At 39.6% G+C, this 24,947-nt stretch carries 24 protein-coding genes and 1 pseudogene; 17 read left to right on the top strand and 8 right to left on the bottom strand.

What is annotated here, in order from left to right; translation table 11 throughout:
• Positions 1-137 precede the first annotated feature (137 nt).
• Both ACFPA1_RS08095 and ACFPA1_RS08090 read left to right on the top strand, forming a co-directional pair.
• Positions 138-2,282 (top strand): hydantoinase/oxoprolinase family protein, encoded by a 2,145-nt coding sequence (locus ACFPA1_RS08095; RefSeq protein ID WP_378581981.1) that lies wholly within the window; start codon positions 138-140, stop codon positions 2,280-2,282.
• Between the two features lies 1 nt (position 2,283).
• Positions 2,284-4,080, top strand: a complete 1,797-nt coding sequence (locus ACFPA1_RS08090) for a hydantoinase B/oxoprolinase family protein (protein WP_378581980.1) — start codon at positions 2,284-2,286, stop codon at positions 4,078-4,080.
• A gap of 271 nt (positions 4,081-4,351) precedes the next feature.
• On the opposite strand, the gene ACFPA1_RS08085 is transcribed toward ACFPA1_RS08090, so the two are convergent.
• Together ACFPA1_RS08085 and ACFPA1_RS08080 are read right to left on the bottom strand one after the other, a co-directional pair.
• Positions 4,352-4,639, bottom strand: coding sequence for an alpha/beta fold hydrolase (locus ACFPA1_RS08085; protein ID WP_378581979.1), 288 nt, complete (start codon positions 4,637-4,639; stop codon positions 4,352-4,354).
• Between the two features lie 78 nt (positions 4,640-4,717).
• Complete coding sequence (locus tag ACFPA1_RS08080) at positions 4,718-4,987, bottom strand: hypothetical protein (protein WP_378581978.1); 270 nt, start codon at positions 4,985-4,987, stop codon at positions 4,718-4,720.
• Positions 4,988-5,265: 278 nt separating this feature from the next.
• Between ACFPA1_RS08080 and ACFPA1_RS08075 the strand changes: the two genes are divergently transcribed.
• The 5 genes and pseudogenes from ACFPA1_RS08075 (at position 5,266) to ACFPA1_RS08055 (ending at position 10,317) form a co-directional block, all read left to right on the top strand.
• Positions 5,266-5,403, top strand: a complete 138-nt coding sequence (locus ACFPA1_RS08075) for a hypothetical protein (RefSeq protein WP_213145910.1) — start codon at positions 5,266-5,268, stop codon at positions 5,401-5,403.
• Positions 5,404-5,625: 222 nt separating this feature from the next.
• On the top strand, positions 5,626-7,689 hold the full coding sequence (locus ACFPA1_RS08070) for a BglG family transcription antiterminator (RefSeq protein ID WP_378581977.1): 2,064 nt from the start codon (positions 5,626-5,628) through the stop codon (positions 7,687-7,689).
• Between the two features lie 61 nt (positions 7,690-7,750).
• Positions 7,751-8,014 (top strand): phosphocarrier protein HPr, encoded by a 264-nt coding sequence (locus ACFPA1_RS08065; protein ID WP_378581976.1) that lies wholly within the window; start codon positions 7,751-7,753, stop codon positions 8,012-8,014.
• Entirely contained in the window at positions 8,014-9,747 is a 1,734-nt protein-coding gene (ptsP, locus tag ACFPA1_RS08060) for a phosphoenolpyruvate--protein phosphotransferase (protein WP_378581975.1), read from the top strand. Before ACFPA1_RS08065 ends, ptsP begins: the two co-directional genes overlap by 1 nt.
• A 174-nt stretch (positions 9,748-9,921) precedes the next feature.
• Positions 9,922-10,317 (top strand): annotated as a pseudogene (locus ACFPA1_RS08055) (VOC family protein).
• Between the two features lie 125 nt (positions 10,318-10,442).
• Here ACFPA1_RS08055 and ACFPA1_RS08050 read toward each other — a convergent pair.
• Complete coding sequence (locus tag ACFPA1_RS08050) at positions 10,443-11,387, bottom strand: HD-GYP domain-containing protein (protein WP_378581974.1); 945 nt, start codon at positions 11,385-11,387, stop codon at positions 10,443-10,445.
• A 456-nt stretch (positions 11,388-11,843) separates the two neighbouring features.
• On the opposite strand from ACFPA1_RS08050, the gene ACFPA1_RS08045 reads away from it, so the two are divergent.
• On the top strand, positions 11,844-12,224 hold the full coding sequence (locus ACFPA1_RS08045; protein ID WP_378581973.1) for a hypothetical protein: 381 nt from the start codon (positions 11,844-11,846) through the stop codon (positions 12,222-12,224).
• A 109-nt stretch (positions 12,225-12,333) separates the two neighbouring features.
• Here ACFPA1_RS08045 and ACFPA1_RS08040 read toward each other — a convergent pair whose 3' ends face one another.
• Both ACFPA1_RS08040 and trmL read right to left on the bottom strand, forming a co-directional pair.
• Positions 12,334-13,314: an aromatic acid exporter family protein gene (locus ACFPA1_RS08040; protein ID WP_378581972.1), complete on the bottom strand. Its 981-nt coding sequence runs from the start codon at positions 13,312-13,314 to the stop codon at positions 12,334-12,336.
• A gap of 57 nt (positions 13,315-13,371) precedes the next feature.
• The gene (gene trmL, locus ACFPA1_RS08035) at positions 13,372-13,842 is read right to left on the bottom strand and encodes a tRNA (uridine(34)/cytosine(34)/5-carboxymethylaminomethyluridine(34)-2'-O)-methyltransferase TrmL (RefSeq protein ID WP_378581971.1); all 471 of its coding nucleotides are present in this window, start codon (positions 13,840-13,842) and stop codon (positions 13,372-13,374) included.
• 308 nt (positions 13,843-14,150) lie between these two features.
• Between trmL and ACFPA1_RS08030 the strand changes: the two genes are divergently transcribed.
• From ACFPA1_RS08030 to rbsB, 6 genes are read left to right on the top strand one after another with little or no spacing between them, the layout of a single operon-like run.
• Positions 14,151-15,140 (top strand): LacI family DNA-binding transcriptional regulator, encoded by a 990-nt coding sequence (locus ACFPA1_RS08030; protein WP_213145919.1) that lies wholly within the window; start codon positions 14,151-14,153, stop codon positions 15,138-15,140.
• Positions 15,133-16,011 (top strand): ribokinase, encoded by an 879-nt coding sequence (rbsK, locus tag ACFPA1_RS08025; RefSeq protein ID WP_378581970.1) that lies wholly within the window; start codon positions 15,133-15,135, stop codon positions 16,009-16,011. Before ACFPA1_RS08030 ends, rbsK begins: the two co-directional genes overlap by 8 nt.
• A gap of 1 nt (position 16,012) precedes the next feature.
• Complete coding sequence (gene rbsD / locus ACFPA1_RS08020) at positions 16,013-16,408, top strand: D-ribose pyranase (RefSeq protein WP_378581969.1); 396 nt, start codon at positions 16,013-16,015, stop codon at positions 16,406-16,408.
• A 17-nt stretch (positions 16,409-16,425) separates the two neighbouring features.
• Positions 16,426-17,907, top strand: a complete 1,482-nt coding sequence (locus tag ACFPA1_RS08015; protein ID WP_378581968.1) for a sugar ABC transporter ATP-binding protein — start codon at positions 16,426-16,428, stop codon at positions 17,905-17,907.
• 1 nt (position 17,908) lies between these two features.
• Positions 17,909-18,880, top strand: a complete 972-nt coding sequence (gene rbsC / locus ACFPA1_RS08010; protein ID WP_378581967.1) for a ribose ABC transporter permease RbsC — start codon at positions 17,909-17,911, stop codon at positions 18,878-18,880.
• Between the two features lie 14 nt (positions 18,881-18,894).
• Positions 18,895-19,812, top strand: a complete 918-nt coding sequence (gene rbsB, locus ACFPA1_RS08005) for a ribose ABC transporter substrate-binding protein RbsB (RefSeq protein WP_378581966.1) — start codon at positions 18,895-18,897, stop codon at positions 19,810-19,812.
• A gap of 428 nt (positions 19,813-20,240) precedes the next feature.
• On the opposite strand, the gene ACFPA1_RS08000 is transcribed toward rbsB, so the two are convergent.
• Positions 20,241-21,158 (bottom strand): AraC family transcriptional regulator, encoded by a 918-nt coding sequence (locus ACFPA1_RS08000; RefSeq protein ID WP_378581965.1) that lies wholly within the window; start codon positions 21,156-21,158, stop codon positions 20,241-20,243.
• Positions 21,159-21,356: 198 nt separating this feature from the next.
• Between ACFPA1_RS08000 and ACFPA1_RS07995 the strand changes: the two genes are divergently transcribed.
• On the top strand, positions 21,357-22,340 hold the full coding sequence (locus ACFPA1_RS07995; RefSeq protein ID WP_378581964.1) for an aldo/keto reductase: 984 nt from the start codon (positions 21,357-21,359) through the stop codon (positions 22,338-22,340).
• Between the two features lie 21 nt (positions 22,341-22,361).
• Positions 22,362-23,213, top strand: a complete 852-nt coding sequence (locus ACFPA1_RS07990; protein WP_213145926.1) for an aldo/keto reductase — start codon at positions 22,362-22,364, stop codon at positions 23,211-23,213.
• An 86-nt stretch (positions 23,214-23,299) separates the two neighbouring features.
• Here ACFPA1_RS07990 and ACFPA1_RS07985 read toward each other — a convergent pair whose 3' ends face one another.
• Together ACFPA1_RS07985 and ACFPA1_RS07980 are read right to left on the bottom strand one after the other, a co-directional pair.
• Positions 23,300-23,437, bottom strand: coding sequence for an anti-repressor SinI family protein (locus ACFPA1_RS07985; RefSeq protein ID WP_213145927.1), 138 nt, complete (start codon positions 23,435-23,437; stop codon positions 23,300-23,302).
• Positions 23,438-23,742: 305 nt separating this feature from the next.
• Entirely contained in the window at positions 23,743-23,901 is a 159-nt protein-coding gene (locus tag ACFPA1_RS07980; protein ID WP_213145928.1) for a hypothetical protein, read from the bottom strand.
• A 331-nt stretch (positions 23,902-24,232) separates the two neighbouring features.
• On the opposite strand from ACFPA1_RS07980, the gene ACFPA1_RS07975 reads away from it, so the two are divergent.
• Positions 24,233-24,802 carry a dihydrofolate reductase family protein gene (locus ACFPA1_RS07975; RefSeq protein ID WP_378581963.1) on the top strand — a complete coding sequence of 190 codons (570 nt, stop codon included), beginning with the start codon at positions 24,233-24,235 and terminating at the stop codon, positions 24,800-24,802.
• Positions 24,803-24,947 lie beyond the last annotated feature (145 nt).

Genomic DNA, 24,947 nt, shown 5'->3' with positions numbered 1-24,947 from the left:
CTTTTTTTACCACAAAGCCTTTGACACCATCGAAGAATTTACAATTTTTTTCAACGACAATAGGTGAAACGATTTTCTCCCTCATTGGGGAGGAGGTAAATGACAATAACTATTTATTTGAAAAGGAGCCGTGAAATATGATTCGAATTGGTGTAGATGTAGGCGGTACATTCACCGACCTAATATTGGTTGACCAACTTAACAATGAAATCCATGTCCACAAAGTACCTAGTACACTCGATGATCAGTCCAAAGGGGTTATCAGGGGAATTAAAGAACTGTGTGAAAAAGCAGGAGTACCGGTTTCAGAGGTAGATTATGTACTCCATGGCACTACGGTTGCCACTAACATTACAATTGAGCGAAATGGCGCTGTAGTTGGAATGCTGACAACAAAAAATTATCGTGATATTTTACACATTGCCCGTCATAAAAAAGCACAGAATTTCTCCATTCAACAAGATCTTCCTTGGCAGGCCCACCCCCTTGTATTGCGCAGAAATCGTCTCCCCATCACAGAAAAACTAGCAGCACCAGATGGAAAAGTTAAGGTTCCTTTAAATGAGGAAGAAGTACGGCAGGCTGTAAGCCAACTGAAAGAAGCTAATGTAGATGTTGTCGTTGTTTCCTTCCTATTTTCCTTCCTAAACGATGCCCATGAAAATAGAGCGAAGGAAATTGTCAAGGAAATGTGGCCAGAGGTTTTATGTTTTACATCCAGTGAAATTGCTCCGCAAATGCGGGAATACGAAAGATTTAGCACGGCAGCCATGAATGCCTATGTGGCACCAAGGGTTAATAACTATATCGATCATCTTGTCAATGCCCTTGATGATGCCGGAGTGAAAGGCGAGCTGCATATTATGCAATCTTCAGGCGGTATGGCAACAAGCGAGATGGCAGTGGATAAGCCAGTTACATTGTTAAAATCCGGACCGTCCGGCGCTGTATTGGCGACCGCATGGTTTGGTGAATTGGAAGGCATTGAAAATATCATCAGTGTTGATATTGGCGGGACCTCTGCAGATATTTCCGTTATCCCAAATAATACGCCGAAAATTATTAACCCAAGGGATTGTGAAGTAAATGGCTATCCGGTCCTTGTTCCGATGATTGACGTTGAGACAATCGGTGCGGGTGGAGGCTCCATTGCCCATATCGATGCCGGCGGAGCATTTAGAGTCGGTCCGAAAAGTGCCGGTTCCACACCTGGTCCAGCTTGTTATGGACAGGGAGGAGAAAATCCATGTGTAACTGATGCGAATGTCGTTCTTGGCAGGCTTGACCCAGAGCAATTTCTTGGCGGGGATTTAAAATTGCATTCTGAGCTGAGCTATAAAGCCGTTGAAGAAAAAATTGCTTCGCAGCTTAATATGTCTGTAGAGGAAGCTGCGCTAGGTATTTTAAAAATCATCAATAATAATATGGCTCTGTGTATCCGTGCTAAATCCGTAAGTAAAGGAATTGACCCGCGTGAATATGCATTATTTGGCGCCGGTGGTGCAGGCCCGCTTCATATTGTCGATCTTGCAGAAACAATCGGTACTAATTTGGTTATTGTCCCTAACTACCCTGGAATAACAGCAGCAACAGGTTTATTGGTTGGTGACATTAAATATGACTATATTAAATCATTAATTACCCGTTTTGATAGAGCGGATGATGAAATGATCGATTCCATTAATGCGGCTCTAGAGGAACTGACCAATACGGCAAAAGCCCAATTAATCCAGGATGGCGTAGATCCTGAGAATATTGAAATTGAACGGATTGCGGAATGCCGCTATGCAGGTCAAGGGTTTGAATTACGTGCAGCCATTCCGGATGGCCCTGTTACCCAGGAATCCATGAAGGAAATCGTTCAAAATTTCCATGCTGCTCATGAGGAAGAATATGATCATCATTTCCCAAATAATATTGTTGAATTAATTACACTTCGTATAGTTGCAACAGGAAAAACACCTTCATTACGTCTGCCTAAGATTGCAAGCGGTGAGCGTCTCAATCCGAATGAGGCATTAATGTACGTTCGCGATTCGATTTTTGAAGTAGATGGTGAAATCAGAAAGGTTTCAACGCCGCGATATGATCGGAGCAAATTATTGGCTAATGACGTAGTCGAGGGCCCTGCGATTATCGTGCAGCGTGACTCAACGACCACGGTACCGCCAAAATGGCAGGCTGCTGTATCCGAAAACGGAACATTATTTGTAGCCCATAAGGTAATTGAAGGCGGTCCAGCGAAATTGGTTGAAAAACTATTTGCGAAAGTGGGGGTTTAAGATGTTATCTACACCAAATAATAGTCTGACGAAAACTAAAATTGATCCTGTAACCGTGCAAGTCATTGGAGGGGCTTTAAAAACGATTGCCAAGGAGATGGCACACGTCATGTACCGGATGGCATATTCATCCCTGATTCGTGAGTCGGAAGATCTTGGCGCAGGGATCTTCGATGCTGCCGGCAATACGTTGGCTGAGGCAGATTCCACACCCATGCAGCTAGGTTGTTTACCTGGATATATCCGTGGATTTCAGGCAGTAATTGGCGATAATCAGCATCCCGGAGATATTATTTGGAATAACGATCCATATGCGGGCGCATCCCATTCTCCGGATGTTGCCTTGTGCCAGCCTATTTTCTACCAAGGGGAGCTTGTCGGTTATTCGGGGGCAACCGCACACCACTTAGATATGGGCGGTGCTCAGCCTGGTCTAATGGTGGATGTTCCCGATGTTTTTGCAGAAGGTTTAATTTTAAATGGGGTTAAGCTATATGACAAAGGAGTTCGAAATGAAACATTATTTGAAGTCATTCGTCAGAATGTCCGCACCCCCTTCCAGGTAATTGGGGATTTGGAAGCGCAGGTTGCTGCCTGCCGCTTAGGGGCTCGCCGTTATATTGAATTGATGGACAAATACGGTAAAGAGACAGTCCTTTTGGCGAATGAGGAATTGATGAACTATACAGAACGCATTATGAGGAGTCAGATTGCCAAAATCCCTGATGGCGTTTACGAGGCAGAATCATGGCTGGATGATGACGGCCGGCATTTGGATAAGCGTCTGCCAGTTCACGTACAGGTAACCATTAAGGGAGAAGAGCTAGAAGTAGATGTTTCCAAGTCCAGCGATCAAGTCTCCACGGCGTTTAACTCAGCATACTCTGGTGCTTTATGCGTAAGTACTCATAGTGTATTGCGCTCCATCTTTATGGATACGGATGTGATCGACGATGTGCCGGTAAATGAAGGAGCATTCCGTCCAATCACCATTAAAGCACGAAAAGGATGTATCTTTAATCCGATTAAACCAGCAGCAACATTCAGCCGTGCAAATCAGGTAAATACGGTAGCAGACTTAATCATTAAGGCGCTTGCTCCGGTAGCACCAAAACAAACCTGTGCGGGCAGCTCTGCCAATATCCAATTTGCTTCTTATGCTGGGTTGGATGAAAACAATGAATATTGGGTGTACATTGAAGTGAATGAAGGTTCCTATGGAGGACGTCCTGGAAAAGATGGACTAGATGCCGTAGACTTCAGTTCATGGAATACAATGAATAACCCCATTGAAGATCTTGATATGCATATCCCAATGGTATGTGAACAATATGAATTACGGGAGGATACAGGCGGTGCGGGTCGTTACCGCGGAGGACTCGGCATTGTCCGGTGGAATCGATTTATAACTGACGGTTTTATGACGATGGAAGGGGATAAGCACACAGTTCGTCCGTGGGGATATAAAGGCGGGCTGCCAGGGACACCGGCAAACTTAATTAAAAATCCTGACAGTGAAAACCCGGAATTTCTAACGTCCAAACTAAATGGTTACCGTTTTGGAGCAGGGGAATCTGTCTTGATTTTAGTTCCGTCATCAGGCGGCTATGGGGACCCATTAGAGCGCCCCGAGGAGCAAGTTCTAGAGGATGTTCTTGATGGAATTGTGTCGAGAGAAACAGCTTATCGGGATTACGGTGTAGTTCTTATAGGCAGAAAAGTAGATTCGAAAGCAACTAAGAAAAGACGCGAAGAAATTCATGGAACAAGAGGAGAATTACCGCTTTACTCACATTAAGATTGTTGTGAATTGAAAGGATTTAAGGGGAAACCCGCCGGCAACTAATTTGCCGACGGGTTTTTAGAGATTCTGCGAATGAGAAAGCCTGCGCAAGGGCGTAAAAAGAATGGAGTTCATTCCAAATAGCCTTTATATGCGACTGAACGCTTGATAAAAATGCCGGTTCGGTAACATATAACCTTTATATACGACCGATTGCATGATAAAGTCATCGGATCGGTAGCATAGAAGCAAAAGGGAACATCCAATGTTAGTGGTTCCACAGCCTTTAATAAATATAAAGTAACTTATAACCTTGGTTTTCACTAAATAAAACCAAATGTTCCGATTTTTGTTTTAAAATGGTATACTTATCGGCAATAATGGCAGACACTGCAGGATGTTCGCATCCGGCAATAAGTGCAGTGGAAGCACCCATACTCCAGCCAAGAAGAGCGATGTGTTTCTGATTTTTTTTCTGAATGGCATAATCAATGGCTGCATATAAATCGTGATTTTCAAAGAATCCTAACCCCGTTAGTTCTTCCTTTCGATTTACCGGCATTTCGAAAATCAAACATTAACACATTATATCCTTGTTCCGAAAGAACTCTAGCAAGCTTGAGTCCCCCAATCCCTTCCATGGAACGTTCATTCATATAACCGTGTGCAGTAATGACTGTTTTTTTGCTTTGCTTTGAAGCTGAAGGAATCCACCAGCCAGCTTAACTTTATCTTTTCTGCTGTGAAATTCGATTTCCTCGAAAACCATTCCGTAATCCTTCGGGCTTTTCGTAGTTTTTGCAGGGAAGGGGTGGGTTAGATACAAGCCGATGCTAAGCGGGGGGAGAAAAAATAAAAGCGGTGCTGCCAATAACGTTCGCCAGAGGGATTTACTTTTTTTCTCCTTGCTCTCTTCATCCATTCCAACTCCTCCTGTCCTTTTTAAATAATCGTTACTTTATCATATGCCGATGAAGTTGTTTGCGAAAAAACTCATGAGGAATCGAAAAAGCCGGGCATGTGTGTCCAGCTATGCTAAAGAAGCATTCCAAGTTCCTGGCACTTAGTTTTACTGACTATCGGCTATTGATGTTTATTTCCACATGACAGAAATTCTACTTTTTTGTTATAATAAACACAAGAAAGTATGTTCGGTTTTTGGGGTGGCAGTGAATTAACAAATTAACTGGGGGAGTTAAAATGGAACAGAACTTTAAACTAATCCTCAATGAATTACAAAAAATTAATGGCCGCCTGGAGAATTTAGAAGTTGGCCAAAAGAATTTGCAATTAGATGTCCTGGATTTAAAAAACGGACAAGAGAAATTAAAAAAATAATGAATAACTAGTATTGCTAGCACCATATAAGGGGCATGCCGACAACGGTGTGCCTCTTTTGCTGCAGTTCATATTATTGTTTGAATTGTCCATATTAAAATAAGTATTTGTCTTAATTGAAGTTCAGCGCAATTTTGTAAGTTGATCCGTACATCATTTGTTCCCAATCGGTTAACCAAATGAAAGCGGTTGATATTATGATGTTAATAGGAGGGCAAGCCAATGATGATTGATAAACGTCCGTCGCTTTTATTGGATTATCTTTTAAAAGTGAAGAGTGTCAATATGACTCAGATTATGGATGCAACGCAATTAACGAAACGTCAAATATCCTATGATTTGGATAAAGTGAATCAATGGCTAAAGGAGAAAGACCTCCCTATCATCCAATTCAAAGGTGTTCATTATATTGTAGTGCCTGATGCTGTAGTGGAATATTTTCGCGATCAGGAAATAAATCATCATGAGCGGAATTTTGTTTTTTCCGAAGAAGAACGCTTGGCGGTTATCTACCTTTATGTATTTATGCGAAATGATACCATTTCATCCTTTCATTTAACGCAGCTTTTACAAGTCAGTAAGAACACGGTGATTTCCGATATAAAAAAGGCAAATAAAATAAATGGCTCTTTCTTGGTGGAAATCCGCTATTCGCGAAAGCATGGCTATCATCTGGTTGGAACAGAGTTCGATAAAAGAGCTCTTGCCATGCACTACATATCCCGCCTGATCCAGGTCCCTTACTTTGAAGAACTGTTGGATTATCTATTAAAGGAAGAAACTAAAAAAATTGGTTTTCGAGAAGTTTTAACCATTCTTAAACAAATTGAAAAGCAGTTTTCTCTTAATTTTGTAGAAGAACGTTTACATCAATTAGCCAATTTTTTGATTTTTTATTATTACCGGCTGCAGAAAAAAAAGTTTGTCCAATTTCACGTGGATGAAGTTGCTCTATTAAAAAAAGATCCGATGCATAAAGTGGCTTTAACGTTAAGTCAACTTCTCCATCTCGAGAATGAGGAATCAGAGTTATGTTTCTTAACGGTCCAATTTCTTGGTTTATCTTTTAGGAAAAGTTCTCCACCCAAGCGTGAACAGGATTTATTATTTAAACTTTGCGAACAGCTTGTCTTTGATTTTGAGACCAAGGCCTGCATAGTTTTTGAAAAAAAGGATGAAGTGGTCCATACGTTATACCAGCATTTTAAGCCTGCCTTTTTTCGTATGAAGTATCGGATTCCCGTTGAGAATCCACTGCTTCATCAAATTAAGAATGTGCATAAAGAGCTATACATGCTTGTAAAGGAAATACTGCATCCGATTGGAACATTATTGAAAATCACCATCCCTGAGGAGGAAATAGGGTTTATCACAATCCACTTTGGAGCTTTGTTAGAAAGACCAAAACAGGAGATGCCGGAAAAGAAGAAAGCCATCGTGGTTTGTCCAAGCGGGATTAGTTCGTCATTAATGGTGAAACACCAGCTGGAATCACTTTTCTCAGAGATTGTAGTTGAAAAAACCTTATCATTGCGAGAATTTCAGGAAGGACAATTTGACCATTATGATTTAGTTTTTTCGACAGTAAAGCTAGAGACAAAACTACCTTGTTTTTATGTGAAGCCAATTATGACACCAAATGAAAAGCATAATTTAGTCAAGGAAGTTTATCACCTGCTGTTTGGCACTCAATATCACGATATTTCCTTGAAAGAACTAATTCAAACCATTGGAAAGTTCACTACAATTTACGATGAAGAAGGCTTAAAAAAGGAATTAAGTCGCTTCATATTTTATAAAAAAGAAAATGTTTATAAAGGGAAACAGCCGTCATTAGAAGATTTATTGCAATCAGAAACGATCCAGGTAATGGAAGAGGTTTTTGATTGGAAAGAGGCAATAAAAGCAGCGGCAAATCCTCTTCTGATCAACGGGACAATTGAAACATCCTATGTTGATGCGATGATTGAAAATATTGATACATTAGGTCCATATGTCGTCATTGGTCCGGAGGTAGCAATCCCGCATGCTCGTCCGGAAAAGGGAGTTAATCGGATTGGGATAAGTTTATTAAAGCTTGAAAAACCGGTTTACTTTTTAAACAACAATGATTTTCCAGTTCGATTGCTGTTCTGCATTGCAGCAACTGATAATACGACCCATCTTAAAGCGCTGTCACAATTGACAGAACTGCTCAATGAAACGAAAAACCTTGAAATGTTAAAAGAATTAGAGTCGATTGACGACATCACATCATTCTTTAGCCAAAACTCCACAATTGACTGAACTGTCGTTACTAGGAACTAAGCTAAAGAATAATTTAAAACTAGAGGAGCTTGATTTTATTATGGTAAGCAAAACGTTCACAATTATAGATGAAACAGGGATCCATGCACGCCCAGCAACAATACTAGTATCAGCAGCAAGCAAATTTAATGCTGAGATTACATTAGAATACAACGGCAAATCAGTAAACCTAAAATCAATTATGGGTGTTATGTCTTTAGGTATTCCAAAAGGTGCAACAATCAAGGTATCGGCTGAAGGTTCTGATGAAAATGAAGCACTTAGTTTATTAGAAGATACTCTAAAAAGTGGAGGTCTCGTATAATGATTACGGAAGAAGTTTTTACAAAAGAGATTTCAGGCATTGCAGCATCAAGCGGGATTGTGATTGCAACAGCCTTCCGCTTAGAAAATCCTGACTTGAAAGTGGAGAAAAACGCGGTTACAGATGTTAATCTCGAAATAAATCGCCTTGAACAGGCGCTTGAGATATCTAAGGGAGAGCTTAAGAAAATCAAAGAGCATACCTCTTTGAATCTCGGCGACGATAAGGCCGAAATTTTTGAAGCCCACTTGCTTGTTCTAAATGACCCGGAACTTATTACTCAAATCAAAGATAAAATACAAAATGAACACGTTAATGCAGAGTATGCATTACAAGAAGTGGTCAACATGTTTGTGTCGATGTTTGAAGCATTAGATAACGAATATATGAAGGAGCGGGCTGCCGACATTCGCGACGTGGCTAAGCGGATATTGTCCCATCTTTTAGGGGTAACAATCCCTAACCCAAGCTTGATTTCTGAAGAAGTTATTATGATTGCAGAGGATTTAACACCTTCTGATACTGCTCAATTAAACCGTCAGTTTGTTAAAGGATTTACAACCAATATCGGCGGACGCACTTCTCATTCGGCTATAATGGCTCGATCTATGGAAATTCCAGCTGTTGTTGGAACCAAAACGGTCATGGAAGACATTAAAAATGGCGATGTTGTTATTCTTGATGGATTAGATGGAAAGGTAATTGTCAATCCAACTGAAGAGGTCATCAAAGAATATAACGGGAAAAAGGCCGCTTACGAAGCACAAAAGGCAGAGTGGGCCAAGCTGGTCAACGAGCCGACCATCACAAAAGATGGCGAGCATGTTGAACTCGCTGCCAATATCGGAAAACCTGAGGATCTTACCGGAGTTCTCGAAAATGGAGGCGAAGGCGTCGGCTTATACCGAACGGAGTTTTTATATATGGGTCGCACTCAGCTTCCAACAGAAGAGGAGCAATTTGCTGCGTTTAAAACTGTATTAGAGGGAATGGAAGGAAAGCCTGTCGTGATTCGCACCCTTGATATCGGCGGCGATAAAGAACTGCCGTATTTAGAACTGCCAAAAGAAATGAATCCGTTCCTTGGATTTAGGGCGATTCGCTTATGCTTAGAAATGCAGGATATGTTCCGAACACAGCTTCGAGCCTTGCTTCGAGCAAGCATTTATGGAAATTTAAAAATCATGTTTCCGATGATTGCTACACTTGATGAGTTCCGGTCGGCAAAGGCACTTCTAGGAGAAGAGAAGCAAAAGCTTTTGGCTGAAGGCCAGCAGGTAGCGGAAAAAATCGAGCTTGGCATCATGGTAGAAATTCCATCTACTGCTGTTTTGGCTGATCAGTTTGCTAAGGAAGTGGATTTTTTCAGCATTGGTACAAATGATTTAATTCAATATACAATGGCTGCTGATCGTATGAACCAACGTGTTTCCTATCTCTATCAACCTTACAGTCCGTCCATCTTAAGATTGGTTAAAATGGTCATCGATGCTGCTCATGCTGAAGGTAAATGGGCAGGTATGTGCGGTGAAATGGCAGGGGACGAAACAGCCATTCCACTTCTCTTAGGCCTTGGACTCGATGAGTTCTCCATGAGTGCAACATCGATCCTGAAAGCACGTTCCCAAATTCTTCGTCTTTCTAAAGCAGAAATGAAAAACTTAGCAGAAAAAGCCTTGCAAATGAGAACTACAAATGAAGTAATCGAAGCCGTAAAGGAATTTATTAAATAGGGACGACAACAAAAAATGGTTTTTAACGAGGGCGGTTTTATTTTTTAAAAAAAATAAAACTGTCCTCATTAAATATTGTTTTTGATTTGCTATTAAACCAATCTCGATGCTTTAGTTCAATAATAAAATCAACTATAATATAATCTAGTACATATAATTAGGGGGTGGATAAAAATGGAAAAGGCAACACCGTTTTTAATGTTTCAAGAAGGCAACGCAGAAGAAGCGATGAATTTTTATACATCTATCATTGAGGATTCTCAAATTACAAGCATTGTTAGATACGGGGCTAATGAAGCTGGTCCAGAAGGCACCGTCATGCAGGCTACTTTTACCTTGAAAGGCCAAGAATTTATGTGTATTGACAGTTTTGTCAAACATCAATTCTCTTTTACACCTTCTTTCTCAATCTTTCTTACTTGTAATACTGAAGAAGAACTTGACTTTCTTTATGAGAAACTCCTTGAAGGTGGACAAGCACTTATGCCTTAAAACAATTATGGGTTCAGTAAAAAGTTTGGTTGGGTAAATGACCGTTTCGGCGTTTCGTGGCAAATAAATCTTCCTTAGTGAAACGAATCCTCGAAAAAAGGAAAGAAAAAAGCAAGTATATTTCTAAACAAAAAGGACCGGGCATTTTTGCCCGGTTATTCTTATATTTCGTTAGTTGACAATGTAATTATTCAACCCACTCTTTACTTTGATTCTACTGGATTTATTTTTGGTATAAGATTACTCTTTGAATCAGAATCTTGATTCTTATATAGGCTAAGAAACGCATCGGCAACATCGGGGTCGAATTGCGTCCCTTTATTTTGACGAATTACATTAAGAGTGTGTTCCAAATCTAATTCCTCTCTATATACGCGCCTGGAAGTCATGGCATCAAATGTATCAGCAACAGCAACGATTCGAGCACCCAGTGGAATTTCACTGCCCTTTAAACCTGCTGGATAGCCCTTACCGTCATATCTTTCATGATGATATAAAACAATGTCTAAAATACCATCTTGCTTAAAACGGTCAACATGTTTTAGGATTTCGTATCCAATTTTCGGGTGCTGCTTAATAATCTTATATTCATCCGTTGTTAATTTATCATGCTTCGTCAAGATGTTTTCAGGGATGCCAATCTTCCCAATATCGTGTAATAATCCTCCTGTGCGAATGTGATTACATAAGTCCTTAGACAGATTCATTTTTTCAGCGATTCGCACAGCGTATTCCGCTACATTTTCAGAATGGTCAAAGGTATATGCATCTCTTGAATCCAAGGCTTTCGCAAGGGAGGTGGTTAAATCTAAGCTCTTTTTTTTAACTCTTTGAACATACAACATCATAGCCGATGAAATAAACGTTATAAAAAGATAACTTACTAAATGAATGAAAAATAAGCTTTCTTCTTGTCGCGGAACAAAATAAAACCTACAAAAACTCACCAATCCCGTAAAAAAAACTAAAAATATTGGTCTATTATAAAAACCAATACCTAAAAAAATTACAGTAATATTATAAAACACAAAAAAATTATCATTTTGAGGAAAAACAAGGCAGATTATAATGCTTAATGATAAAAATCCAAAAAAACCATAACGATAAAAAATATAATTAACAAACCATTTATCCAAATTACCTACCACTGTTTCCCCCTCATTATTGTAAAAAATGCATAATATAACCTTGTCAAATAGTAACATATTTTATTCTAAATTTTGTCTTTTGTTGAATAGAAAGTTTATTAAAATGATTCAGATATGTTAGCCTTTACAAAAATAGCAACTTAATACAAGTTTTTGACGATCAATTGCGTCGAAAATATGCAAGTCTCTACTCATTTCTTGCATATTTTCAGCTTATAAAGATAAAGACATCAGTGTTTATTATTGTAGTCAGCGTAACTTTTTGTCCTTTATAGCGTCTTAAAATTTAAAGTGAAAATAGGTGGAATTTTTCGGTAATGGGGGTGGGGAATTGAGGAAGAAAATTTATATTGTCACTTTTTTTTATTAGTTGTGGTTATTGCTGGAGTTGTAGGAAAGCAATATGATTATCTATATCTGACAAATAAGATAAATGTAAACGGATTAGAATTATTTATGAAAGAAAAGGAAGTTATTGAGTTGTTTGGAGAAGAGGATAGTGAAGTCTCTTATTGTATGGGATGTGGACCTGATATGTACTATAAGAATTTGGGTATATTCGCTCGGCTTTCAGAGACCAAACAATATGTAAAAGATATAAAAATTACAAATCCGAAATATGACATATTAGGGATTAAACCAAATCAAAATATAACTAAAGCTCAAAACCTTTTAGAGGATATGGGATTCAAATTAATAGATAGAGACCCTATCAGGCAATCATATCAATATCAAAAAAAGAAATTAACTTTTCAATTGATTATAGACAAACAAGGGGCTATAAAAAGCGTTCAAGTGGAATATAAAGTAAAAAAGGATAATAATATTATCTATTGACTAGAAATTCAGGTACAAGGATTCAGGTAATAATTTTACATCAAAAAACGCAAGTGAAATCACTTGCGTTCCTCGTAACCAAAAGGAACTAGCATTGGCACTTTCGGAATCAAAAAGAAGGATTGGAAATTCCTTTCGATTCCACTTTTAAAGCTTTCTTTATCAATAGATACTGCTCCATCTCTTTTATCAATTGGAATAATTGAGCCCTGGCCTCAAATTCCTCCCTGGTTTCCGGGAGAGGTTCATTCTTAAATTGGTCTTGTAATTCATATAAGCGAATTAACAACTGCTGTGCCGTGTTCCCTGGGTGAATGGAACTGCTTACTACTTCAAGAAAATCTGCAATCATATACCTTTGTTGGACTAACGGCTCAATGGATGTCACGATTGGTAAAACCCGCTCAATAATTTCAAATTGTTTTTCACGTATTTGAAAATAATGATAAAAGTAATTTTCTGAACGTAAAAAATGATTTTCTACATTCCTAAACGCCAAACTTTTAGCTTCTTCCAGCAAGCCGGCCGTCTCCGTAATTTCATTCCCCATCCAACGGCTTTCATTTGTTCGTAAATAGGAAACCATTTCCTCAAAGATTTTGCGGAAGTTTTTCTCAATATCTACTTGATACTGCTTTAGCTTAGAATCTAGGCTGGGCATATACAAGTTGACCAGAAGGGCAGTTCCAATGCCAATCACAATAAGAGAGACCTCGTTTAGAACGATTCCCGCCGTTATTTGGTGCCCTGAGTAGATATGTAGAATGATGACGGAGCTCGTTACCACACCTTCCGAGACTTTGAAAAGAACAGTAACCGGTATGAAGAGCAAAAGTAATAATCCAATGACCAGAGGATGGTAGGCGATTCCTTCAAAGAAGATAAAGGAGAAGCCGATGCCGAGAATACAAGCAACAAAACGGGCATACGCAGTTTTGAGGGATTTTTTCTTGGAGTTCTGTATACATAAAATCGTTATAATGCCGGCAGAAGCAAAAAAATTCAAGCCGAAAAATTGAGCTATGATGATCGCTGCTGCCGTGCCAATGGCTGTCTTTAGCGTGCGATAACCGATTTTGTATCTTCCCATATCCGAACCTCTTTTAATCTTATAGTTTTTTAAAAAAATCTTCCAAGACGGAAGATTTTATTTTAACTTGGGAAATCCCTGCTGGCGCAAAGCCTCATACACCAATATCGCAGCTGTATTCGAGAGGTTCAGTGAACGAACATGGTCATTCATTGGTATTCTCAAAAAGTGATCTTTATGTGTTCTTAGTAAATCTTTTGGTAAACCCGTTGTTTCTTTTCCAAACATAAAATAATGTTCCTTTGAAACATCACTGAAATCAAAGGATGAATGTGCTTTTTCACCAAACGTTTCAATATAGTAAAACTCACCTTGATTTTTTGAAAAAAAGTCATCCAATGAGTCATAATACGTTATGTTTACAGACTGCCAGAAATCTAAACCTGCTTGTTTTATCATTTTTTCATCTGTTGAAAAACCAAGTGGCCGGATTAAATGCAGTGCTGTACCCGTTGCAGCACAAGTACGTGCTATATTTGCCGTATTAGACGGAATTTCTGGTTGATATAATACAACATGAATTGCCAAGAATGGTCACCTCTGTCTTTATTTTCCCTCCAAATTATAGCATAAAGTATGGGAGGATATGTACTTATGCTAATGGGGGCAAGGGTTCAACAATACGGTCGCGGCGACCTGTTGCCATATAGAGTCTTTTGGTCGCAAGTTGCACTAATCAAGTTTGTTTTATAGAAAAAACGGTGATGATGATAGGACTAATAATATAAATATGCCGAACAAAAAATCGAGACATTTCGACATTATTCTTGTTGCATTATAAAATATGATATGTTAATCTTTATGTGTAATCGGTTACACATAAGAGGTGAAACTAAATGGCTACAATACGAGATGTTGCCAAAAAAGCTGGAGTATCTGTAGCAACAGTTTCCAGAGCTTTAAATGATAAAGGATATGTTCATGAAGATACTAGGAAACTAATCAATAAAGCGATTCAGGAGTTAAATTATAAGCCAAATGAAGTGGCAAGGTCATTATATAAAAAAAAATCAAGGTTAATTGGTTTATTGCTTCCGGATATTCGAAATCCATTTTTTCCTGAGTTAGCTCGTGGGGTTGAAGACACGATGCAGGAGCACGGTTTTCGGTTGATCATTGGAAATGCGGATGAGAACCCAGCAAAAGAACTTGATTATATCCATACATTTAAACAAAATAATGTAATCGGTCTCATCTCAGCAACCAATCAAACTGAAACAAGCTACTATGAGAGTCTTGGCTTCCCAGTCGTATTTCTTGACCGGACTTCCAGACAACATCCCTCTGTTTATGCAGATGGATTGGCCGGTGGAAAAATGGCGGCACAAGAAATCGTTAAAAGGGGGAGTAAGCGGATTACTCTGCTTAAAGGACCTATGGAATTGAAGACAGCCCAGGATCGATTTAAAGGGGCGATCGATGAGCTTTGCCATTCCAATGTAAATTTTAATGTTATGACCACTGCATCGTTTACTTTTGATGATGCTGAAAAAACAGCGCAGGAACTATTTGATAAATTTCCTGAAACAGATGGAGTGATTGCCGGCAATGACCTTGGTGCTGCAGCTATTTTGCATGAGGCATTAAGAAGAGGCATTTCCATTCCAGATGAGCTGCAAATCATCGGCTATGATGATATCCCGCTTAGCAGCTTGCTGTTCCCGCCGTTGTCGACGATTCGGCAGCCGGCGTATGATATGGGAAAAGAAGCAGCAAAACTATTAATTGCAATTATTAATAATGAGCTCATTGAGCAAAAAAATATTCAATTGCCCGTTACCTTTATTGACAGGCAAACGACTAGAAAGGTTGAGGACAATGGCTAAAATAACGGTAATCGGAAGTTCATCGATGGATTTAGTAGTTACCGCCCCCAAAAGACCGAGTAAAGGTGAAACGATTATGGGAGAATCGTTTAAAACGGTTCCTGGCGGCAAAGGAGCCAACCAGGCTGTTGCCGCTGCCAGATTAGGTGCGAAGGTATATATGGTAGGGTGTATCGGGGACGATGCATTCGGAAAAGCCATCCTTGAAAATTTTAAAAAGAATCAAGTGGTTACGACTTATGTGGAACCGGTTACAGGTGTGGAGAGCGGAACTGCTCATATTACCCTAGCAGAAGGTGATAACAGCATCATTGTGGTAAAGGGTGCAAATGATTATGTAACACCAGGATTTGTCAAAAAGGCCCTGGATGTCATCCGCGAATCTGATATTGTCCTTATTCAGCAGGAAATCCCTGAAGAAACAGTGGAATACGTCAGCGAAAAATGCCATGAATTCGGGGTGCGACTATTATTAAACCCAGCGCCGGCACGGCCAATTCGCAAGGAAGTCATCGAAAAGGCAGCCTATATTACACCGAATGAACATGAAGCATCAGTCCTTTTTGACCATAAAGATTTGCATGATGCGTTACTTGAATATCCAAACAAAGTATTTATCACTGAAGGAAAAAACGGTGTCCGCTTCCATAATGGCAAAACGGAGGTCCTTGTTCCTTCGTATCCGGTTGAGGCTGTTGATACAACAGGTGCAGGAGATACCTTTAACGCTGCCTTTGCTGTTGCCCTTGCAGAGGGAAAAGGCTTTGAAGAAAGTATTCGATTTGCCAATCGTGCGGCATCACTATCGGTTACAAAGTTTGGTGCACAGGGCGGGATGCCAACACGGGAAGAAGTAGAGGAGAGTTTGTAACATGAAACGTCAAGGAATTTTAAACAGCCACATTACTAAAGTGTTAACCGACCTTGGTCATACCGATTATATTGTTATCGCTGATGCAGGATTACCGATTCCAGAAGGTGTTACTAGAATTGATTTAGCACTTAAACCGGGCACGCCTTCCTTTAAAGAAGTGTTGGACGCAGTTGCAGACGATATGGTCATTGAAAAGTGTATTATTGCTTCTGAAATAGAAGCGGGCAATCCGCAAATAGAACAATATTTAACAAACAAATTTGCCGAAATTGATGTGGAACGGGTTACACATGCGGATTTTAAACAGCTAACGAAAAAGGCCAAGGCCGTCATTCGCACAGGTGAAATTACGCCATATGCAAACTGTATTTTACAATCAGGTGTGTTCTTTTAATAGATGAGGTGAAAAAAATGCGAGTTACGATGCAGAATATCCATAAAGCCTTTGGTTCCAATCAAGTGTTAACGGGTGTAAATTTTGAACTGCTGGATGGAGAAGTCCACGCCTTAATGGGGGAAAATGGGGCTGGCAAATCAACGATGATGAATGTACTGACAGGGCTTCATTCTCGTGATGAAGGCACCATCATGATTGATGGAAAGGAAACCTATTTTAAAAACCCGAAAGAAGCCGAGCAAAATGGAATCACCTTTATACATCAGGAATTAAACATTTGGCCGGATATGACGGTATTAGAAAATTTATTTATCGGAAAAGAATTGAAGAGCCCGCTAGGACTGCTTAGAACGAAGGAAATGAAGGCTCTTGCCAAGAAACAGTTTGACCGGTTGATGGTTACGATTCCTCTAGATAAAGAGGCTGGCAGCTGTTCTGTAGGGGAACAGCAGATGATTGAGATCGCTAAGGCGTTGATGACGGATGCCAAGGTTATTATCATGGACGAGCCGACAGCAGCGTTGACTGAAAGAGAGATCAGCAAGCTTTTTGAAATCATTTCTTCATTGAAAAAAGAAGGGGTATCAATTGTTTACATTTCACACCGGATGGAGGAAATTTTTGCCATATGTGACCGGATTACGGTCATGCGGGATGGGAAAACGGTGGATACGAAGGCCATTTGCGATACTAACTTTGATGAGGTAGTAAAGAAAATGGTAGGCCGTGAATTAACTGACCGATTCCCTAAACGGGATTCCAAACCGGGTGAAATGGTACTAGAAGTAAAAGGATTAACAAAAGGTGGAGTATTCCAGGATGTGAATTTTTCAGTCCGTTCCGGAGAAATTGTTGGTTTTTCCGGATTAATGGGATCTGGAAGAACGGAAATTATGCGGGCCATCTTTGGACTTGATCCATTTGACAGCGGCGAGATTTGGCTGAACGGTGAGAAAATCGTCATCAAAAAACCTGACCAGGCCGTAAAGGCTGGAATTGGTTTTATAACAGAAGACCGAAAAGATGAAGGATTGATTCTGGATTTTTCAATCAAGGACAATATCGTATTGCCGTCTTTATCTAGCTTTGCGCCGAAGGGCATTATTAACCAAACTAGCGAAACTGATTTTGTTAATATGCTGATCAAGCGCCTGACAGTAAAAACGGAATCTGGCGATCTTGCCGTTGGTAATCTTTCAGGGGGAAATCAACAAAAAGTTGTGATCGCCAAGTGGATTGGCATTAGTCCGAAAGTGCTCATCCTAGATGAACCGACAAGAGGGGTAGACGTCGGGGCGAAAAGAGAAATCTATCAGCTAATGAATGAACTGACGGACCGAGGGGTAGCAATCATTATGGTTTCATCAGAGTTACCGGAAGTGTTGGGAATGAGTGATCGGATCCTCGTTGTTCATGAGGGGAAAATTACTGGTGAATTAAAAAATGATGAAGCAACCCAGGAAAAAATTATGACATTGGCAACGGGAGGTCAATGAGATGAACGCAATCAATGAAACTGCTAAAGCCGGCAAGGGGAAATTTATGAATACGGTAACACAAAAGCTTGGGCCGCTTTTAGGACTTATAATCTTATTTGTGATTGTTTCAGTGCTAAACCCAAGTTTCCTAGAACCTTTAAATATATTAAATTTATTGCGCCAAGTCGCAATTAATGCTCTGATTGCTTTTGGGATGACATTTGTTATTTTAACAGGGGGAATTGATTTATCCGTAGGGTCGATTCTTGCCTTAGGTAGTGCTTTAACGGCAGGGATGATTGTCTCTGGTTTTGACCCAATCTTAGCGATTATCATCGGCTGTTTACTCGGCGGAATCATGGGAATGGTGAATGGTCTTCTGATTACCAAAGGGAAAATGGCTCCATTTATTGCCACATTGGCAACGATGACGGTTTTTAGAGGACTGACACTTGTCTATACAAAAGGGAATCCCATCACGGGGCTTGGTGATAATATTTTGTTCCAGTTATTTGGCCGAGGTTATTTCTTGGGAATACCTGTTCCAGCTGTAACGATGATCATCATGTTTGTATTATTGTATGTTATTCTCCATAAAACACCATTTGGACGAAAAACATATGCGATTGGCGGCAATGAAAAGGCGGCTATTATTTCCGGTATTAAAGTGTCAAATGTGAAGGTGATGATTTACGGTCTGTCTGGTTTACTGTCTGCCTTAGCAGGGGCCATTTTAACATCACGTTTAAATTCCGCACAGCCAACAGCAGGTACATCTTATGAACTGGATGCCATTGCTGCGGTCGTATTAGGCGGGACAAGCTTATCCGGCGGTAAGGGCAGAATTTTTGGAACGCTGATTGGTGCCTTAATTATTGGTACGTTAAATAACGGCTTGAATCTTCTAGGTGTATCTTCATTCTACCAAATGGTAGTAAAAGGGATTGTTATTGCCATCGCTGTATTACTTGACCGGAAGAAGTCAGCATAAGGAGCGGATTTTTTATGAAAAAATTAGCTGTATTACTCATATCACTGTCACTATTGTTACTGGGCGCCTGTTCCATGCAGCCTCCTGAATGGGCAAAGCCGGCGAAAAAAGAGAATTTAAAAGATATTAAGATTGGTTTATCTGTCTCAACCTTAAATAACCCATTCTTCGTTTCATTAAGAGATGGTGTTCAAAAAGAGGCAAAGGCATTAGGCGTACAAGTAAAAGTAGTTGATGCTCAAAATGACTCTGCCAAACAAATTAATGATGTGGAGGATTTAATTCAGCAGGGTGTGGACCTTCTGCTAATTAATCCAACTGATTCCGCAGCCATCTCCACTGCTGTTCAATCAGCTAACACGATCGGAATCCCGGTGGTTACGCTGGACCGTTCGGCAGAAAAAGGGAAAGTGGCAACATTAGTGGCTTCAGATAATATAAAGGGCGTGGAAATGGCAGCTGATTATATTGTCAAGAAGCTCGGAGAAAATGTTCAGGTGGCTGAACTTGAAGGTGTTCCAGGTGCCTCTGCAACACGGGAAAGGGGAAAAGGATTCCATAATATCGCGGATCAGAAATTAGAGGTAACGGCAAAACAAGCTGCTGATTTCGACCGTACCAAAGGATTAACCGTTATGGAGAACTTGCTTCAAGCAAACCCTGATATTAAGGCCGTTTTTGCTCATAATGATGAAATGGCACTAGGGGCTATTGAAGCAATCAACAGTTCTGGTAAAGACATCATGGTCATTGGTTTTGATGGTAACGACGATGCCCTAAATGCAATCAAAGCAGGGAAAATGGAAGCAACCGTTGCGCAGCAGCCAGATTTAATCGGAAAGCTTGCAATCGATGCCGGCATAGACGTACTCAAAGGAAAGAAAGTTCCTAAAAACATCCCTGCACCACTCAAGCTAGTCGTAAAAGAATAAGCAAAATTAAGGCACGGGGGGTGGTCCCCGTGCCTTTGAAGCATGGGGACGGTTCTCGTGCTTCAAAGATTGGTAGAATGGTGAAGCAGCGGGGTACGGTTCGAGACCACTGAAAAAACTCTTTAGTTCACCTTATTAAGGACAAAACTACCCCGGCTTGGGGTGAAAATGTCTTTAATAAAGCATCTATTTTTCCTGTGAGCGCAAGAAAAGTGAGGCACAAGTAAAATATAAGCCACCTATTTTGCCTGTGATCCGTAGTAAAGTAGTAATTCAGCTTCTAAAGGGATTATTTTTCAGCGGCGTCGGACGGTTCTCGACCTTCAAAGATTACTAATTTGGGAATAGATTACGATCTTTAGGATTAGGAGAAAATTTTATTTGCACCACGAAAAGAAAAAAAGGACCCCCACCAGAAGGAAGGGGATTCATAGGTTTATCGTTTTGTCATGGTGATCTCTCAACCGCTTTACATCTTCTTTAGGTGGTAAACCAAACATGCGTGAATATTCACGGCTGAATTGTGAGGGGCTTTCATAGCCAACCCGGAATGCAACATCTGCTGCGTCCGCTGATTCGGATAATAACAAACTCCGAGCCTCTTGAAGCCTCAGTTGTTTTTGGAATTGAATCGGGCTCATTGCTGTTACCTCTTTAAAATGCCGATGTAGTGAAGAAACACTCATATTTGCTAGTTCCGCAAGTTCCTCAATTTTAAAAGACTTTTCATAGTTATTCATGATATGTTCAATCACGTCACTGATTTGATTGGTGGAACTTCCTTCGATGGCTATTTGTTTTAGCATTCCTCCATGTTCTCCTTGCAGCACTCTATAGATGATTTCTTTCCTAATTAAAGGAGCAAGTACCGGGATATCCTTTGGATGATCTAGGAGTCGAGCTAATCTGGTTACCGCGTCTAACAGAGATGGCTCTATTTTACTTACATACAAACCTCGTCTAGCATTTTCCTTCTTATCAACTCCCATTTGGAATTCTCGTAACACCTCTAGTATTTCACTCGGAGTAAATTCAAGTTTTAGTGCCAGATAAGGGACTTCGCAAGAGGCTTCCGTAACTTGTCCGGTAATTGGCAGGTTAACGGATGCGACAAGGTAATCAGCAGGCCCGTACTGAAAACGTTCCTGTGACAACAAAACTTCCTTCATCCCTTGAACAATAATGCATACGGAAGGCTTGTAAACTCCGTAGTTTGGGCCAGTTTCATCAGAGTAACGCGAGAAAAATAAAGTCGGTATAGCAGTCATTTGAGTACCGTCCCGTCCTGTGCGACCCTCTATGATTTTTGTGAGCTCAACTCTTTGTCTATATAATTGTTCAAACATAGAATTCTCCTTTACTTTCCTCATCCATGATAGTCCCATTATAAAGCTAATTTACGTTCTGCGTAAATGGTTGTGAGAGGATTATGCAATCATTTGACATGATTGTGATACCAGGCGTGATTTCATTTGTTACATAATGAGGATGCGGGTTAAAAGACATTAATTTATCTTTTTGCAAAAAAGAAAGGAAGATAAAATATGCAAAAGCGAAAATTAGGAAATAGCGGCTTAGAAGTTTCTGCTATAGGTCTTGGCTGTATGGGAATGAGTCATGGTTATGGTCCGGCATCGGACAAGAAAGAGATGATTTCGCTGATTCATGCAGCAATTGATCGAGGCGTTACTTTCTTCGACACAGCCGAGGTTTATGGGCCATATGTGAATGAGGAGTTGGTTGGTGAAGCGCTTAAGCCTTTCAAGGGAAAAGTGGTCATTGCCACTAAATTCGGTATCCAAATGGAAAATGGCAAGCAGGTCCTTGACAGCAAGCCGGAGACTATCAGGCAATCAGTTGAAGGTTCGCTAAGTCGCCTTAGAGTTGACACCATTGACTTCTACTATCAGCATCGTGTCGACCCAAATGTCCCAATTGAAGAAGTCGCCGGAGTAGTACAAGACCTAATCAAGGAAGGTAAGGTTAAACATTGGGGGCTTTCTGAGGCAGGTGTAGGAACGATTCGCCGCGCTCACGCAGTTCAGCCAGTCGCTGCCATTCAAAGCGAATACTCCATGATGTGGAGAAGTCCTGAAGAACAACTGCTGCCTGCCCTTGAAGAACTTGGAATCGGCTTTGTGCCGTTCAGTCCTCTGGGCAAGGGCTTCCTAACCGGAAAAATTGATAAAAATGCAACATTCGTTAGCTCCGATTTTCGCAGTATTGTTCCTCGCTTCAAACCGGAAAATATCGAAGCGAATCAGATATTGGTCGAACTGATAAAGAAGATTGCAGCAGAGAAAGATGCAACTCCTGCTCAAATCGCTCTAGCATGGGTACTTGCTCAGAAGCCATGGATTGTTCCAATTCCAGGCACAAGGAAACTGGAACGTCTAGAAGAAAATCTTGGGGCAGCGGAAGTTGAGCTGACTCATGAAGAACTGAAAGATTTGAACGACGCAATATCAAAGATTGAAATTTCGGGAGATCGCTACCCGGCAGAATTCGCTAATAGAGTGGGTAAATAAGAGACAGAGGAGGAATTTTTAATGCAAAAAGTTATTTTAAACAATGGTGTAGAAATGCCGATACTCGGTTTTGGTGTTTTTCAAATTCAAGATGAAAAAGAATGTGAACAAGCTGTTTATGACGCTATTATGGCAGGCTATCGTCTTATCGATACCGCTGCCTCTTATCTAAATGAAGAAGCAGTTGGCAGAGCTATTAAGCGGAGCGGTGTGCCAAGAGAGGAACTGTTTATTACTACGAAATTATGGGTTCAGGATACAGGCTATGAACACACAAAGAAAGCATTTGAAAAATCGCTGGACAGACTGCAACTGGATTATTTGGATTTGTACTTAATTCATCAGCCATATGGCGATGTTTACGGTTCATGGCGTGCGATGGAAGAATTGTACCGCGAGGGAAAGATTAGAGCAATTGGAGTCAGCAACTTCTATCCGGATCGTCTGACCGATTTCCTTATTCATAATGAAGTGGTTCCTGCTGTAAACCAAATTGAAACACATCCTTTCTGTCAGCAAATAGAAAGTGCTAAATTGATGAAAGAGAATAATGTTCAAATCGAGTCCTGGGGTCCGTTTGCAGAAGGAAAAAATAACATGTTCCAGAACGAAGTTTTAGTATCAATAGCCGAAAAACACAATAAATCTGTTGCCCAGGTGGCTTTACGTTGGTTAACACAAAGAGGTGTCGTTGCGATTCCAAAGTCTGTTCGTAAGGAAAGAATCATCGAAAACTTCAATATCTTTGACTTTGAAATAACCCAAGAGGATATGGAGAAAATTGCTGCATTAGATACGAATGAAAGCTTGTTCTTTTCTCACAGGGATCCTGAAATGGTGAAATGGATCGGTACTCGTAAACTAGATATTTAATGTTAACTAGCCTATACATTTAAAGAATTAAGATAAATCTTATATGTATAGGCTTATTTTTATTCTATGTAAGTTAACTATAAACTCTATAATTTATGGTTTTTCCTTTTCTCTTTTTCTTTTTCTAAAAAAATCTTAAAATCGTCTTTAGTAATATTAGATTCCATTGCTTCTTTTACTAACTCAATCCATTCTTTAGGCAAATCAGACTCGTTTTTTTTCATATTTACCACTCCAATTAAAACAGATTTTTTGAAAATTAGAGGATGCATTCGAGATTTATACTAATCTTAATATAATTTTCGAAACATACCGGTTTATTTTTGTGGTATATAAAAGAATGAAAAATAAATGAAAAATACGTAATATGTAATTAATGTGGCTCTCAGATTTTGGAATTAATGTACTTAAACAAACAGGGGATTAAAGAGGATCGGGACATCCCAAATCCTCCTCAGTTATTCAAAACGTTTTCTTTTAACACATTTCTAAAAATGGATCCGTAGGCACCTTCAGTTGATGACTAGCCTTAAACTTCCTCCTCTCGCTCCGTGACTACTTTTTCATCACCACATCGGTTACATACAAACCAAGTAGCAATATACCCCCATCCATCAGGTCTCTGATTTGTTTCTTCATAAACGTGACCTTTTAATTTACAATTGATTTTCGCTAAAATACCCATCATAAAAACCTCCTTTAATTAAAAGTTGATTTTTTGCTTTTTTTATCTCTATGCAGCAATGCTTGTCATCGTTGTTTTAAGTTTTCATGACTATCATTACAAAGAATTAAATGATCTGGACTGGGTCGATTTTCTTCGCAGACAACGCATAACAAATTGACTTCCTCAATGCTCGACCAGAAGATGGGATAGACTGGAGAATAAGAATATCAACTAAATAATGGTGCAGTTTAATAAAGAAGTAACTATAATTAGAAATAAATGCTGCCAATATTGAAAAATAAAAATGTTAACTGTAGAAACAATATCTAAATGATTAAAGGGAGGAAGAGGTATGTCTAATAACGTAAGACAAAGAAAAATAATTTTAGATTTAGCCGTTACTCTAGATGGTTTTATTGAAGGGAAAAATGGAGAAATTGATTGGTGCATCATGGATTCTGAGATGGGATTTATTGATTTCTTACATCAAATTGATACGATTCTGTATGGAAGAAAAAGCTACGATTTATGGGGACAATTTACTCCAACTATTGAAGATTCTGATGCCGATAAAGAAATTTGGGAGTTAGTTCATAGTAAAGAAAAATACGTGTTTTCCAGAACGCAAAAAGAGGCTGGTAATAAAGCTATCTTCATCAACGATCATATTCAAGAAGAAGTTAATAAATTAAAGAATAAGCCTTGCAAAGACATCTGGTTATATGGCGGGGCAAGTCTTATTACAACTTTTATTAATTTAGGGCTTGTAGATGAATTTAGATTATCGGTTCACCCTGTTATTCTAGGAGAAGGAAAACCGTTGTTTATTGATATTAAACAGAGGTTGAATTTAAAACTGGTAAATACAAGAACGTTTTCCTCTGGTGTTGTGCAACTCATCTATCAATTAAATAGGAATTAATCTTATTCAATATACTTACCAGCTGGACAAATTCTCGTGGAATACGATTGCAATCAAAGCTGTGGTCTAGCTGGTAAACACACTAGGACGGACCTATTACCTCAGTAACGAGTGCAAAGGTCCTGTAATTGAAGAAGCTTTATTA

It is taken from the genome of Neobacillus sp. GCM10023253, from assembly GCF_042653105.1.
Classification (GTDB): Bacteria; Bacillota; Bacilli; order Bacillales; family Cytobacillaceae; genus Neobacillus; species Neobacillus citreus.
Note: the sequence above shows the minus strand (reverse complement) of the source record. Positions and strands in the feature narration are given on the sequence as shown.

Bases quoted from the DNA above. Each gene is read 5' to 3' on its own strand.
- ACFPA1_RS08095 (WP_378581981.1), top strand. From the start codon at position 138: ATGATTCGAATTGGTGTAGATGTAGGCGGTACATTCACCGACCTAATA.
- ACFPA1_RS08090 (WP_378581980.1), top strand. From the start codon at position 2,284: ATGTTATCTACACCAAATAATAGTCTGACGAAAACTAAAATTGATCCT.
- ACFPA1_RS08080 (WP_378581978.1), bottom strand. From the start codon at position 4,987: ATGGATGAAGAGAGCAAGGAGAAAAAAAGTAAATCCCTCTGGCGAACG.
- ACFPA1_RS08075 (WP_213145910.1), top strand. From the start codon at position 5,266: ATGGAACAGAACTTTAAACTAATCCTCAATGAATTACAAAAAATTAAT.
- ACFPA1_RS08070 (WP_378581977.1), top strand. From the start codon at position 5,626: ATGATGATTGATAAACGTCCGTCGCTTTTATTGGATTATCTTTTAAAA.
- ACFPA1_RS08065 (WP_378581976.1), top strand. From the start codon at position 7,751: ATGGTAAGCAAAACGTTCACAATTATAGATGAAACAGGGATCCATGCA.
- ptsP (WP_378581975.1), top strand. From the start codon at position 8,014: ATGATTACGGAAGAAGTTTTTACAAAAGAGATTTCAGGCATTGCAGCA.
- ACFPA1_RS08045 (WP_378581973.1), top strand. From the start codon at position 11,844: ATGAAAGAAAAGGAAGTTATTGAGTTGTTTGGAGAAGAGGATAGTGAA.
- ACFPA1_RS08040 (WP_378581972.1), bottom strand. From the start codon at position 13,314: ATGGGAAGATACAAAATCGGTTATCGCACGCTAAAGACAGCCATTGGC.
- ACFPA1_RS08030 (WP_213145919.1), top strand. From the start codon at position 14,151: ATGGCTACAATACGAGATGTTGCCAAAAAAGCTGGAGTATCTGTAGCA.
- rbsK (WP_378581970.1), top strand. From the start codon at position 15,133: ATGGCTAAAATAACGGTAATCGGAAGTTCATCGATGGATTTAGTAGTT.
- rbsD (WP_378581969.1), top strand. From the start codon at position 16,013: ATGAAACGTCAAGGAATTTTAAACAGCCACATTACTAAAGTGTTAACC.
- ACFPA1_RS08015 (WP_378581968.1), top strand. From the start codon at position 16,426: ATGCGAGTTACGATGCAGAATATCCATAAAGCCTTTGGTTCCAATCAA.
- rbsC (WP_378581967.1), top strand. From the start codon at position 17,909: ATGAACGCAATCAATGAAACTGCTAAAGCCGGCAAGGGGAAATTTATG.
- rbsB (WP_378581966.1), top strand. From the start codon at position 18,895: ATGAAAAAATTAGCTGTATTACTCATATCACTGTCACTATTGTTACTG.
- ACFPA1_RS08000 (WP_378581965.1), bottom strand. From the start codon at position 21,158: ATGTTTGAACAATTATATAGACAAAGAGTTGAGCTCACAAAAATCATA.
- ACFPA1_RS07995 (WP_378581964.1), top strand. From the start codon at position 21,357: ATGCAAAAGCGAAAATTAGGAAATAGCGGCTTAGAAGTTTCTGCTATA.
- ACFPA1_RS07990 (WP_213145926.1), top strand. From the start codon at position 22,362: ATGCAAAAAGTTATTTTAAACAATGGTGTAGAAATGCCGATACTCGGT.
- ACFPA1_RS07985 (WP_213145927.1), bottom strand. From the start codon at position 23,437: ATGAAAAAAAACGAGTCTGATTTGCCTAAAGAATGGATTGAGTTAGTA.
- ACFPA1_RS07980 (WP_213145928.1), bottom strand. From the start codon at position 23,901: ATGATGGGTATTTTAGCGAAAATCAATTGTAAATTAAAAGGTCACGTT.
- ACFPA1_RS07975 (WP_378581963.1), top strand. From the start codon at position 24,233: ATGTCTAATAACGTAAGACAAAGAAAAATAATTTTAGATTTAGCCGTT.